Genomic DNA, 13,516 nt, shown 5'->3' on the forward strand with positions numbered 1-13,516 from the left:
AGCCGCTTCGTCGCTGCGCTCCTGTCCCTGCATCGCTACGCTAGCTTCGGGACATGAAAACCCGTTGCAGGGTCTCGTCTGTCTCGCTATCCCGCAGGAGTCGCCGCCTTCCGCTTTAGTTAAAGGTGAATCTCAAACCAAATTATTTCTTTTATAGAAGTGAGGTAATGATACAATTGCTGCACTCTCTATACAATTTCCAGATATGGAGCAATATAGCTCCGACTCCCGCGGGGTAGCGTAGCGACGAAGTGCTGAAATCCACTCGGGCGTCAGCACGAGTTAGTTCGGCGCAAGCCCGCAGGAAAGAAATTGGCCGAAGGTCGTTCGGCCAATTCTTTGCGACGAAGCTAGCGCAGCGATGCAGGAGCATATGTTTTAGCGGGGCTGTTTTGTGGAATATCGACATTAATATATGGCATATACAAAGAAACCCCCAGCAGAATTATCTGTTGGGGGTTTTAAATACTTATACGATGAAGCTTAGGCCCATTAGCAATGATGACAAAAGCATCAAGGCGATCATAGAATAGACAACAATTTTGCGGAAAACTTGGTTTCTCATTAACAAATTGCTCCTTTATAACGTTTTAGTCTTTGAAGAAATGATAGCATATTTTCCGAAACATTTATAGGGAGAGCTTTTGAGCCGCTAAATATAGATGAACAGCTAGAGTTTTGGCGTCCAAATCTGTACAATAAAATAGAACATACAAAAGGAAGTGAAAAAGATGAAGAAAGTCGACCATATTGGAATAGCGGTGCGGAATCTGGAACAAGTCCTCCCATATTACACGGACGTTCTCGGCTGCCCTTTATTGAAAATCGAAGAAGTGGAATCGCAAAAAGTGCGCGTGGCATTCATCGATGCTGGCAACATCAAATTGGAGCTTTTGGAGCCGATGGATGACACTAGCCCAATTTTTAAATTCATGGAAAAAAGAGGCGAAGGCATTCATCATATCGCGTTCGGTGTCGAAAACATTGAACAACGCATGGCGGAGCTGCGCGCAGATGGGGTGCAATTGCTGAGCGAAACGCCGAAACCGGGAGCAGGCGGTGCGTTAGTGGCTTTCTTGCATCCAAAATCATCAAATGGGGTATTATACGAACTTTGTGAAAAGCAATGATTGAGGAGTGGGAGAATGGACATTTACGAAAGAATCAATGAATTGTATGACCGGAAACGTGAAATAGAGCTTGGCGGCGGCGAAGACCGAATTGCCAAGCAGCATGAAAAAGGCAAGCTGACAGCGCGCGAGCGGATCGACTTGCTGGTGGATGAAGGGTCATTCGTTGAATTGAGCCCATTTATGGAACATCGCACGACGGATTTCGGTATGGCGAAAGGGCCAGGTGAAGGGGTTGTCACCGGCTACGGTAAAGTTAACGGCCGTCCGATTTATTTGTTTTCACAAGATTTCACGGTGTTCGGCGGAGCGTTAGGGGAAATGCACGCGAAGAAAATTGCAAACGTCATGGATTTGGCAGCGAAAAATGGCGCTCCATTTATCGGCTTGAACGATTCTGGCGGTGCACGCATCCAAGAAGGCGTCTTGTCGCTTGATGGCTATGGCCATATTTTCTACCGCAATTCGATTTATTCCGGCGTGATTCCGCAGATTTCCGTAATCATGGGGCCCTCTGCTGGCGGCGCGGTGTATTCACCAGCCATCACGGATTTTGTCTTCATGGTCGACAAGACGAGCCAAATGTTTATCACCGGCCCGAAAGTCATCGAAACGGTAACAGGCGAAAAAATTTCGTCGGAAGATCTTGGGGGATCAAAAGTACATACCGCAATCAGCGGAAATGCGCATTTCCGCTCGGATTCTGAGCAAAGCGTGCTGGAAATGGTGCGCCGTTTGATCAGCTATTTGCCACAGAACAACCAGGAATTGCCTCCGCGTCTTGAAGTTGATGACAACGACGATTACCGTCCGAACCTGGCAGACATCGTACCGTACGAAGCGATCCGGCCATATGATGTGCGCCGAGTGGTGGAAGATGTTGTCGACACCGACAGCTTCATGGAAGTACAGCCAGAATTCGCACGCAATATCGTCGTAGGCCTCGCCCGCATCAAAGGCGAAACAGTTGGCCTTGTGTGCAACCAGCCAAAAGTCATGGCAGGCGGACTGGATATCGATTCTTCCGATAAAGCCGCCCGCTTTATCCGTTTCTGCGATTCTTTCAACATTCCATTAATCACGTTTGAAGATGTTACGGGCTTTTTCCCAGGCATCAAGCAAGAACACGGAGGCATCATCCGCCACGGCGCAAAAATCCTGTATGCGTATTCTGAAGCGACCGTGCCAAAAATGACGGTTATTTTGCGCAAAGCTTATGGCGGCGCATATGTCGCGTTAAACTCGAAATCGATCGGTGCGGATTTGGTGTATTCATGGCCGAATGCGGAAATCGCGGTTATGGGACCTAATGGCGCAGCGAACATTATTTTCGCGCGCGAAATAGCGGCGAGCGACAATCCAGAAGAAACACGCGCAGCAAAAATCGAGGAATACCGCGAGAAATTTGCGAATCCTTATGTTGCAGCGGCTGCGGGCATGGTAGATGATGTGATCGATCCACGCGAAACACGCATTAAATTAATACAGGCGCTTGAAATGATGCGCCATAAGAAAGATTCACGGCCAGCGAAAAAACATGGCAATATGCCTTTATAAGAGAAGGGGTACCAATCTTGAAAAAAGATAGATTACTGAACGAATTTCTTGAGTTGGTGCAGATCGACTCCGAAACGAAAAATGAAGGCGAAATTGCTGTTGTGTTAAAACACAAATTAGAAGCGATCGGGTTTCATGTAGCAGAAGATAATTCATCTTTCCATAACGGCCACGGCGCGAATAATTTAATTGCCACATTGCGCGGCGCTGCACAGGACGTTCCAGCCATCTATTTTACGGCGCATATGGACACGGTTGTGCCGGGCAGGGGCGTCAAGCCGGTGGTGCGCGATGGTTATGTGCAATCCGATGGCACGACGATTCTCGGTGCGGATGACAAAGCAGGCATAGCGGCGCTGCTTGAAATGATCCGTTCGATTCAGGAAGCCGAGATAGAACATGGCGATATTCAATTGGTGATCACGGCTGGCGAGGAAAGCGGTCTTGTGGGAGCAAAAGAACTGGATGCCTCACTCCTGTTCGCGAAATACGGCTACGCAGTCGACAGCGACGGGCAAGTTGGCGGCATTGTCACCTCTGCGCCGTACCAAGCGAAATTATGGACTACAATCCATGGCAAGACAGCTCATGCGGGCGTTGCGCCTGAAAAAGGCATCTCCGCTATCACCATTGCGGCTAAAGCCATTTCAAAAATGGCTTTGGGCCGCATCGATTCGGAAACGACGGCGAATATCGGCCGTTTCGAAGGCGGCAAAGCGACGAACATCGTCTGCGATGAAGTACATATCCTGTCGGAAGCCCGTTCTATCAAGGAAGAAAAGTTGGCTGCGCAGACAGCTCATATGGAATCGGTCTTTGAAGAAATGGCTGAAAGCATGGGCGGAAGCGCAGAAACAGAAGTAAAGCTGATGTACCCGGGCTTTCATTTCGCAGAAACTGAACCGGTCGTGGAAATCGCGAAAAAAGCGGCGGCGAAAATTGGCCGTCCTTCACCGGTGCTGACAAGCGGCGGCGGAAGCGACGCCAACATCTTTAACGGTTTCGGCATTCCGACGGTCAATCTTTGCGTTGGCTATGAAGAGATCCACACGAAAAAAGAGCGCATGCCGATCGAAGAACTCGAGAAGCTGGCTGAGCTTTTAGTGGAAATTGTCAAAGAGTCCGCTAAAGTCTAGAGCGTTAAAATAGCACGTCAAAAAGAGAGGGCGGTCCCGCCCTCTCTTTTGCTTGCCCTCAATCCATGGCAGGAGCGGTACGGGCATACGACCGGGCGCTGTGGTAAAATAAAGCAATAGAAGTCAATGAAAAGTGGAGCGATTAACATGGCGGGTCGAGTGATATTTCATATCGATATGAATAGTTTTTACGCATCGGTGGAGCAATCCCACGATCCAAGCCTGAAAGGCAAGGCGTTGGCGATTGCGGGAAACCCGAAAGAGCGGCGCGGCATCATTGTGACGTGTTCTTATGAAGCTCGGGCTCACGGCATCTACACGACGATGCAAGTCCATGAAGCGAAGCGCAAATTTCCGGACTTGATTTTGATGGCGCCGAACTTTGAACGTTACCGGACCGCATCAAAAGCGATGTTCGACATTTTGCGCTCATATACCGACAGCGTCGAGCCGGTGTCGATCGACGAAGGCTATGTCGATGTTACGGACCTGGCAGAGTTGCATCATCCGGTTGCACTTGCGAAGGAAATCCAACAGCGCATGCTTTCTGAGCTGGATTTGCCATGCTCCATCGGCATTGCGCCGAATAAGTTTCTGGCGAAAACCGCTTCCGATATGAAAAAGCCGCTCGGCATCACGATTTTGCGGAAACGGGACATCCAGCAAATATTATGGCCGTTGCCAGTTATCGATATGCACGGCGTAGGCGAAAGCACGGCAGCCAAATTCAAGCGTCTGGGCATTGAAACCATCGGCGAATTGGCAGTAGCCAATAATGGCTTATTGAAAGAAAAAATGGGCAAGAATGCTTTGCGGCTGCAGAATCGGGCAAATGGCATTGATGACCGCCTTGTCGACCCTGATTCGATCTATGACACCAAAAGTGTCGGCACCTCGACGACGTTGCCGATTGACGAAACCGATGAAACAGAATTAAAAGCGGTATTCAAACGGCTGTCCCAAAAAGTGGCAAACAGGCTGGAGTCAAAAGAGCTATCCGGACCGACTGTCAGCATCCAGACGCGCAGTTCCGATTGGAAAAACCGCACACGCAGCATCACGCTGAAAAACACTGTTTGGAAAGCGGATGACATTTTCCGCAACGCATGGCAGCTGTTTACAAAGCATTGGAACGGCGAAGCGCTGCGGCTGGTCGGCGTAACGGTGTCGAACGTTGCTGACAAAGGGGACATGACGGAACAATTGTCCATCTTTAATTTTCAAGAACACGCAAAAGAAGAACCGCTATTGGAGCTGATGTCGAAATTGGAAGCTAAATTCGGCAAAAGCGTGCTTATTAAAGGCGCGAAATACAAAAAAACTTCGTATGATTCCAAAACCAGTTTCAGCAAGGATTTTTTGGATGACCACGACCACGATAGAAAGTAGGGACATTATGCAGTTATTATTTCTGGGGACAGGGGCAGGCATGCCTTCAAAAATGCGCAATACAAGTTCGCTGGCCCTGAAACTGTTGGAAGAGCGCGGTACCGTCTGGCTGTTCGACTGCGGTGAGGCGGCACAACACCAAATCTTACATACGACAGTGAAATTGCGGAAAATCGAAAAGATTTTCATTACCCATATGCACGGCGACCATATTTTTGGACTGCCGGGGCTTTTGGGCTCGCGTTCGTTCCAAGGCGGGGACGAGCCGCTCGGCATCTATGGCCCGCCAGGCATCCGGGAGTACGTGGAAACGGTTTTGCGCTTGAGCCGAACGCACTTGACCTATGATATCTCATTCCATGAACTGGGAGAAAAAACTGTTTTCGAAGACGGTACGATGGTGGTTGAAGCGGCAGAGCTTGACCATGCTATTCCGTCCTGGGGCTACCGCATCACGCAAAAACCGCTGCCGGCAAAATTGCAGATCGAAAAAGCGGCGGCGCTCGGTGTCCCTAAAGGACCATTGCTGGCGAAGCTGAAAAATGGGAAAGACGTCTTGCTTGAAGACGGTCGGACAGTGCGCAGCGAAGACGTCACTGCTGTGCAGCAGCCCGGATTTGTCGTAACGATTCTCGGGGACACTCGGTTTTGCGAGAACGCCGTGGCGCTTGGCAAGGATGCCGACGTTTTGGTCCACGAAGCGACTTTTGACAGCGACACCCAGAAGCTCGCGGCGGATTACGGCCATTCGACATTTTTGGACGCAGCCCGCACCGGCAGCTTAGCGAAGGCTAAAACCGTCATCGCAAACCACATCAGCGCACGTTTTTTGCCGGAAGATGACAAGCGGCTCATCGGGCAAGTCAAAGATGTGCATTCCGATTTCCACATCGCCCGTGATTTGCTGGAATTCGAATGGCAACAGCAAACAAGGGAAATCAAAAAAAAATAAGAATTAATTGGAAAGCCAAGGAATGCCGATGGCTTTATTTGGGATAATATTAAAAAACTTATGGAAATAATAGAACAAGTGTTCCCTTTATGTTAAAATAAAAGTACAGCTGCATGAGGACGGTTTGGCCATTCCCGGAAAGGGGGTGGTGATATGACGATTACAGAATCATTCGGTCTCGTTTTTACGAGCATCGGTTTGACGATCAGTGCAGTGACTTTGGTCGTTTCCATGATTTTAGTCATTAACAAAAAAAAATAACCGTCCCTTGTGGTAGAGGAAAGACGGTTATTTTCTGAAACCAAGATTTCCAGCCAACCGCTCTTGCGCGGCATGCAGCTGGCCGAATGCCTAGGCATTCGGTTTTTTGCGTTACATTAAGTATACTAAATTAGCCGTTTTTTGCAACTGCCTTATAACCAGCCGCGCTCATACGGCACAGGAACGTCTATGTCGGCTTTCAATTCTTTTGCCGCCGCGTAAGCCCAGTATGGTTCGCGAAGCAGCTCACGCGCCAGGAAGATCATATCCGCGCGTCCGTTCTGCAGGATTTCTTCTGCATGCAGCGCGCTCGTGATGAGTCCGACAGCGCCTGTGTCGATTGGCGTTTCGTGTTTGATGGTCTCAGAGAACTTCACTTGATAGCCGGGGAACACCGGTATCTGTGCCGCCACCAATGCGCCAGAACTGACATCGACCAAGTCGACGCCTTGCTGTTTCATCCATTTCGTCATTTCCACGTATTGCTCAGGCGTCATGCCGCCATCAGTGTAATCATGTGCGGAGATGCGGACGAATAACGGGCCATCCCATACTTCATTGACCGCATCGATTGTTTCACGCAGGATGCGATAGCGGTTTTCCGGAGTGCCGCCGTATTCGTCGTCCCGTTTATTGGACAAAGGTGACAGAAATTCATTGATCAAATAGCCGTGCGCTCCGTGCAGTTCGATGACATCAAAGCCCGCTTTTTTGGCGCGGAATGCTCCGTCCTTGAACGCTTGCACGGTTTCATGGATTTCATCAGCGGTCATTTCAACCGGTGTCTGGTATTTATCGTTGAAAGCGATGGCGCTCGGTGCTTGAATCGGGCCTTCAACGGTCGCCTTTCTGCCAGCGTGTGCCAGTTGAATACCGGTTTTCGCGCCGTTTTGCTGCATCAGGTGAACAATTTCTGCCAAACCGTCGATGTGGCTGTCGTCCCAAATGCCAAGATCGCGGGAAGAAATGCGCCCTTGCGGCTGGACTGCTGTCGCTTCGACGATGATCAAGCCGACCTGGCCGACTGCGCGTGTCGGATAATGCACACGGTGCCAATCAGAAACTTGGCCGTCCTCTTTATCGCTTTGGTACATGCACATCGGCGCCATGACGATGCGGTTTTTAAATGTGGTGTCCTTGATCGTATATGGTTCAAACAACTTTGCCAATAAAAACGCCTCCTTCAAATTCTTCCCAACTGTTTTTCAGTATACCAGAAGGCATTATTTGAATTCCCGTCCTAAGGCTCGCGCACGGTCTGCTGCGTCTTTCACGCATTCGCCGACAATCCCCTTGAAGTTGTTTCGCTCGAGTGCAGCGAGGCCAGCTGCTGTGGTTCCGTTCGGACTGGTGACTTTTTTGCGCAATACAGCGAAATCTTCATGCTGCAGCATATCGGCCGCACCTGAGAAAGTCTGCCGGACGAGCCGTTTGGCATCAGCGGGCGACAAGCCGTTGGCTATCGCAGCTTCTGTCATCGCTTCCGCGAAATAATAGATATACGCCGGCCCGCTGCCCGCAACGGCAGTCACCGCATCAATCTGCTTTTCGTCGACTACAGTGACACTGCCAATCGAAGACAGCAAATCCCGCAAATCGTGCTGCTGGTCGAGCGTTACATATTTGCTCCACGCAACACCGGTTGCGGACTTGCCGACTTTCGCCGAAGTGTTCGGCATGGCGCGGGCGACAGGGAAGTTGCCGACATGTTTCTGGATTGTTTCAATCGATACGCCGGCAACCACAGAGATGATGACGGTGTTGCCGGTCAAATTGTCTTTAATATCCGTCAGTGCAGCCTCGACATCTTTCGGTTTCATCGCGAGCAAGATAAAATCAGCGTTGCGCAATTCCTGCCGCTCTTTCTGGACAATCTTCACGCCGTACTCATCGCTCAACAATTCCAGCCGGTCACGGTCGGACTTGTTCATCACAGCGATATCCTCCGCTTTTAAAATCCTTTTGTTAATCCAGCCATGGATCATCGATTCCGCCATGGAACCGGCTCCTACGCATACAATATTCATATTCAGCACTTCCTTTTCTTCTATAGTAGATACATGAACTCTAAATAAATGTTTGAACCTTTCACGTTGCCTTGCTGCAGAGCATATGACCCTCGAGTCGCTTCAACCTGTCTAGCAATGGCAAAGAGCGCCATAACCATTCAGGCTTCCAGCGCTTGTCGGTGCAAAACGGGCAATTCCGCTTTTCCAGGTGGCCAGCCCCGACAGGCGCCTGCGCTTTTCCATATAAAAAAGCGCAATCGTCCCTGCTTTTGCAAGGACGAAAACGCTTGGTTTCCGCGGTACCACCTAAGTTTGCCACAATGGCACTTCTCGAGATCCTTAACGCGGACGGACGGCCGTGTTTTGCACGGCAGCTCAAAAGCAGGTTCGGGAAGGGAGCGGGGGTGTGCGTTTCAGCAGGAGCACACTCTCTGGACACCTTCATCTTCCGTACTGGCCTTTTTCTTCGCTTATATATGTACATGCATTATAGGGGGATTTTGCGTGTTTTGTCAAATGGCTCCGTTGCGTGACGGCGCGGCCGTTTCGCGGTATGATAGATGAATAGTCATTCAGTTTAGAGGAGATGGAAATATGAGTTTACATAAAATTATTATTCCGACGCCTTTTGCGGTTGGGGACGTTAATTCTTATTTAATGAAGGGCGATATGCTGACGTTAATCGATGCAGGGCCAAAGACGCCCGAAGCTTGGGAAGCACTGAAAGCGGGGCTGAAAGAGGCAAATGTGGAGCCAGCTGACATTGAACAAGTCGTGCTGACGCATCACCATCCTGACCATGCTGGCTGGGTGGATGGCTTCAAAAACTCTACATTATATGGCCATCCATATAATGATTTGTGGCTTCGTCGGGACCAAGCCTTTTTCGATTACCACGACGCCTTTTATTTGGAACGCTTAAAAGAGGAAGGCGTGCCGGATGATTTGATGTTCTGGGTCAAGAAAATGAAGCGCCCGCTGAATTTGCTTGGCAGCCGGCCGCTGGATATGGCAATTAATGAAGGAGATACGCTGCCCGGCCATCCGGACTGGGCCGTGCTGGAGACGCTTGGCCACGCGCAAAGCCATTTGTCGTTCTGGAATAAAGAAACGGGCGAAATGATCGGCGGAGACCACGTTATCGCGAAAGTGAGTTCCAATCCGCTCATCGAACCGCCCCTAAACCCAGATGAAGGCCGTCCGAAATCATTGCTTCAATATAATGCATCATTAGCGCGGCTGCTCCAAATGCCGATTGACGTCATCTACAGCGGCCACGGCGAAGAAGTGCGCAATGTCCATGAACTGGTCACGCAACGGCTCGAGAAACAGCACCAACGGGCAATGAAAGTCCTGGCGATGATCAAGCAAGAAGAAGAGACGGTATACGGATTGACACAAAAATTATTCCCTCATGCCTATGAGAAAGAATTGGGATTGACGTTGTCGGAAACAATCGGCCAGATCGACTACCTGCTTGAAGAAGGTCAGATTATCGAACGGCTCGGAGAAAATGGCATTCTCTACTATAGCAAGGCTTAAGAGAATAGCTGCTTGCTATTGCAACAGGTCGCTGGAGCGGTTAAAATAAACCTGTTGGACTTTTCTAATAATGACGATACACCCCTGATCAACTAGCAAAGGAATGGATAATTTGAAGAAATTCGGTTTAATGATTGCTGGCCTGATGTTTTTGGCTGCATGTTCAGATGATAAAAAGGCAGAACCTGCCGCAAAAGAAACAGCGCCTCCAGTAGAACAGGAAGTGGCAGCGGAGCAGCAGGAAATGACGGAAGAAGGCTATATCACGCAAGTGACAGCAGACAAGATTCTCGTCAATAATATTTATTTCGATATTCCGGAAGAAGTGGCGGTCCAGCTTAAAAATGGCGAAGAGTCGACAGATGGCGTCATCAGCGACATCCGCACCGGCATGAAAGTCAACGTTGAATACACAGGCCCGCTTGCTGATGGATTTCCGCTAGAAGCACAGGCTGAAACCGTATCAATCTTGAACGACGCGGAATCGAAAAAAGAATCAGAAGCTTTGCTGGCGTTCATCGAAGGGGAGCAATTGCCTCGTTTGCTGATGCTGGGGCAGCCGCTTGTGCGCGACAACCAAATTGGTTTCCTGTTCACCAATATGGAAAACGGCAAGATGTCTGAAGTGAAAATCGACCTTGATACACATGAATATACAATAGGTGGAGAGTGAGAGCAGCTGCGGCTGCTTTTTTTTTATGTATTTTATAGAGTTATACGCTTGCACTTATAAATATTCCATGTTACTATATGTATATTCACAACACATAACTGTATAAAAATACATTGGAGGTTTTCATATTGAATAAAAAAATAGTATTAGCGTATTCAGGGGGATTAGATACATCGGTGGCCATTCCGTGGTTGAAAGCAGAAGGCTACGATGTCGTTGCAGTGTGCCTCGATATCGGAGAAGGCAAAGACTTGGAGTTCATCAAACAAAAAGCACTTCAAGTGGGCGCAGTTGAAAGTTATATGATTGACGCGAGAGATGAATTTGCGGATGAATATGCACTCATTTCATTACAAGCCCATACATTATATGAAGGAAAATATCCATTAGTGTCCGCGCTGTCGCGTCCGTTGATTTCGAAAAAACTGGTTGAAATTGCCGCCGAAACTGGCTCGACTGCAGTTGCGCATGGCTGTACAGGAAAAGGGAATGACCAGGTGCGTTTTGAAGTTTCCATCAAATCATTGAATCCTGCTCTTGAAGTGGTTGCGCCGGTTCGCCAATGGGGTTGGTCGCGTGACGAGGAAATCGCTTATGCGATCGAGCATGATGTGCCGATTCCAGTGAATTTGGACAGCCCATTCTCAATCGATATGAACCTTTGGGGCCGTGCCAATGAATGTGGCATCTTGGAAGATCCGTGGGCAACGCCGCCAGCTGATGCGTACGATATCACAGCGGCGCTAGAAGACACGCCAGATGTTCCAGACATCGTTGAAATCGAATTCTTCAAAGGCGTCCCGACTCAATTGAACGGCGTCTCATATAAATTTACAGACCTGATTTTAGAATTAAACCATATCGCCGGCAAACACGGCGTCGGCAGAATCGATCATGTTGAAAACAGACTGGTCGGCATCAAATCGCGTGAAATTTACGAAGCGCCTGCTGCGATGACGTTGATTGCGGCACATAAAGAATTGGAAGACATCACGCTAGTTAAAGAAATGGCACATTTCAAACCGGTCATCGAGAAAAAAATGACGGAATTGATTTATGAAGGCTTATGGTTCTCGCCGCTCCGCATCGCGCTTGAAGCATTCCTGAAAGAAACGCAGGAATTCGTCAACGGCACTGTGCGTGTGAAATTGTTCAAAGGCCACGCCATTACGGAAGGGCGTAAATCACCGAATTCATTGTACAACGAACAATTGGCTACTTATTCAACAGACGATACGTTTAACCACGCTTCTGCGGTCGGCTTTATCGAATTATGGGGCCTTCCAACAGTTGTCAACGCTATGGTCAATAAAAAAGAAGTGGCAGTCACGGAACAAGTGAAAGAGAAGGTGAACATATGACCAAACTGTGGGGCGGCCGTTTCCAGAAATCCGCCGAACAGTGGGTTGATGAGTTCGGCGCATCGATTCCATTTGACCAAAAGCTGGTAATGGAAGATTTGGAAGGAAGCACGGCGCATGTCAAAATGCTTGCGGCGTGCAACATCCTGTCGCAACAAGAAGGCGAGCAGATTTTGTCCGGCCTGGAAAAGCTGAAAGTCAAAGCCCAGGCAGGCGAGCTGGAATTCAGCACGGCAAACGAAGACATCCATTTAAATTTAGAGAAATTTCTGATTGACGAAATTGGTCCGGTGGGCGGCAAGCTTCACACGGCAAGAAGCCGAAATGATCAAGTTGCGACGGATATGCATTTATATTTGAAAAACCGGGTAAAGGAAATCATTGAAGCAATCGAAGCGTTCCAAAGCGCGATCGTCGAACAAGCGGAAACGCATGTCGAGACAGTGGTACCAGGCTATACCCATCTGCAGCGTGCGCAGCCGATTTCATTCGGCCACCATTTGCTGACGTATTTCTGGATGCTCCAGCGCGACAAAGAGCGCCTCACTGAATCGATGAAGCGCATCGACTTGTCGCCGCTCGGCGCAGGAGCGATGTCCGGCACGACATTCCCAATCGACCGTGAAATGTCCGCGAGCTTCCTTGGCTTTACAGGCGTTTACCAAAACAGCCTGGATGCCGTCAGCGACCGTGATTTCATCTTGGAATTCCTCAGCAACGCATCGATGCTAATGATGCATTTGTCGCGTTTCGCAGAGGAAATCATCCTGTGGTCGAGCGAAGAATTCCGCTTTATCGAACTTGACGATACCTTCTCGACGGGCTCAAGCATTATGCCACAGAAGAAAAATCCCGACATGGCTGAATTGATCCGGGGCAAAACGGGCCGCGTCTATGGCAATCTTTTCGGGTTGCTGACGACACTGAAAGGCTTGCCGCTTGCTTATAACAAAGATTTGCAGGAAGACAAGGAAGGCATGTTCGACACCGTCCATACGCTGATGGGCTCCTTGCCGATTTTTGAAGGCATGGTCCGCACAATGACGGTCCGCACTGATTCGATGGAAAAAGCCGTCCATTCGGATTTCTCGAACGCGACGGAGCTGGCGGATTACCTTGCCGCCAAAGGCTTGCCGTTCCGCGAAGCGCATGAAGTGACCGGCAAACTGGTCTTTACGTGCATCCAGCGCGGCTATTACCTGAAAGACTTGCCGCTTGCGGAGCTTCAGGAAGCTAGTCCGTTGATCGAAGACGACATTTACGGTGTGCTGTTGCCGAAAACAGCGGTAGCCCGCAGAAATTCGCTCGGCGGCACAGGATTTGACCAAGTACATTACCAATTGGGACTTGCCAAGCAACTCATCGGGTAACAAGTCCAAATTTATAAAGCCGAAGCGCTTGGTACCCGCTGTCGGCGCCCTTTGTCCGCAATTCCTATCCCCCTTAGGAATTGCGGCTTTTTTTTGCGGCACCTACATTTATATAATTGCAGGATGAAAAATCTTT

12 protein-coding genes and 1 other annotated feature are annotated in these 13,516 nt (G+C 49.3%); of the genes, 9 read left to right on the plus strand and 3 right to left on the minus strand.

All coding sequences use genetic code 11. The annotated features are described in order from the left end of the window. Positions 1-469: 469 nt before the first annotated feature. Positions 470-565, minus strand: a complete 96-nt coding sequence (prli42, locus tag AC4EHJ_RS01925) for a stressosome-associated protein Prli42 (RefSeq protein WP_490973906.1) — start codon at positions 563-565, stop codon at positions 470-472. A gap of 166 nt (positions 566-731) precedes the next feature. Between prli42 and mce the strand changes: the two genes are divergently transcribed. From mce to rnz, 5 genes are all read left to right on the plus strand, one after another. Then, on the plus strand, positions 732-1,130 hold the full coding sequence (mce, locus tag AC4EHJ_RS01930; RefSeq protein ID WP_490973907.1) for a methylmalonyl-CoA epimerase: 399 nt from the start codon (positions 732-734) through the stop codon (positions 1,128-1,130). Positions 1,131-1,145: 15 nt separating this feature from the next. Beyond that, positions 1,146-2,687 carry an acyl-CoA carboxylase subunit beta gene (locus AC4EHJ_RS01935; RefSeq protein ID WP_490973908.1) on the plus strand — a complete coding sequence of 514 codons (1,542 nt, stop codon included), beginning with the start codon at positions 1,146-1,148 and terminating at the stop codon, positions 2,685-2,687. A 17-nt stretch (positions 2,688-2,704) separates the two neighbouring features. After that, positions 2,705-3,823 carry a M20/M25/M40 family metallo-hydrolase gene (locus AC4EHJ_RS01940; protein WP_490973909.1) on the plus strand — a complete coding sequence of 373 codons (1,119 nt, stop codon included), beginning with the start codon at positions 2,705-2,707 and terminating at the stop codon, positions 3,821-3,823. A 147-nt stretch (positions 3,824-3,970) separates the two neighbouring features. Continuing rightward, positions 3,971-5,212, plus strand: coding sequence for a DNA polymerase IV (locus AC4EHJ_RS01945; protein WP_490973910.1), 1,242 nt, complete (start codon positions 3,971-3,973; stop codon positions 5,210-5,212). A gap of 7 nt (positions 5,213-5,219) precedes the next feature. Then, positions 5,220-6,164: a ribonuclease Z gene (rnz, locus tag AC4EHJ_RS01950; protein WP_490973911.1), complete on the plus strand. Its 945-nt coding sequence runs from the start codon at positions 5,220-5,222 to the stop codon at positions 6,162-6,164. 413 nt (positions 6,165-6,577) lie between these two features. On the opposite strand, the gene namA is transcribed toward rnz, so the two are convergent. Both namA and proC read right to left on the minus strand, forming a co-directional pair. Further along, entirely contained in the window at positions 6,578-7,594 is a 1,017-nt protein-coding gene (gene namA / locus AC4EHJ_RS01955) for an NADPH dehydrogenase NamA (RefSeq protein ID WP_490973912.1), read from the minus strand. 54 nt (positions 7,595-7,648) lie between these two features. Further along, positions 7,649-8,452 carry a pyrroline-5-carboxylate reductase gene (proC, locus tag AC4EHJ_RS01960; RefSeq protein WP_490973913.1) on the minus strand — a complete coding sequence of 268 codons (804 nt, stop codon included), beginning with the start codon at positions 8,450-8,452 and terminating at the stop codon, positions 7,649-7,651. A 252-nt stretch (positions 8,453-8,704) separates the two neighbouring features. Continuing rightward, positions 8,705-8,910 (minus strand) — a binding site (T-box leader). A gap of 118 nt (positions 8,911-9,028) precedes the next feature. On the opposite strand from proC, the gene AC4EHJ_RS01965 reads away from it, so the two are divergent. From AC4EHJ_RS01965 to argH, 4 genes are all read left to right on the plus strand, one after another. Beyond that, positions 9,029-9,976 carry an MBL fold metallo-hydrolase gene (locus AC4EHJ_RS01965; RefSeq protein WP_490973914.1) on the plus strand — a complete coding sequence of 316 codons (948 nt, stop codon included), beginning with the start codon at positions 9,029-9,031 and terminating at the stop codon, positions 9,974-9,976. Between the two features lie 112 nt (positions 9,977-10,088). Further along, on the plus strand, positions 10,089-10,649 hold the full coding sequence (locus AC4EHJ_RS01970; protein WP_490973915.1) for a DUF3221 domain-containing protein: 561 nt from the start codon (positions 10,089-10,091) through the stop codon (positions 10,647-10,649). A 128-nt stretch (positions 10,650-10,777) separates the two neighbouring features. Continuing rightward, a complete protein-coding gene (locus AC4EHJ_RS01975; protein WP_490973916.1) occupies positions 10,778-12,010 on the plus strand; it encodes an argininosuccinate synthase in 1,233 nt (410 codons plus the stop codon). After that, positions 12,007-13,380: an argininosuccinate lyase gene (gene argH / locus AC4EHJ_RS01980; RefSeq protein WP_490973917.1), complete on the plus strand. Its 1,374-nt coding sequence runs from the start codon at positions 12,007-12,009 to the stop codon at positions 13,378-13,380. Before AC4EHJ_RS01975 ends, argH begins: the two co-directional genes overlap by 4 nt. Positions 13,381-13,516: the final 136 nt, after the last annotated feature.

The sequence above is a fragment of the Planococcus sp. TJ-301 genome, assembly GCF_058268475.1.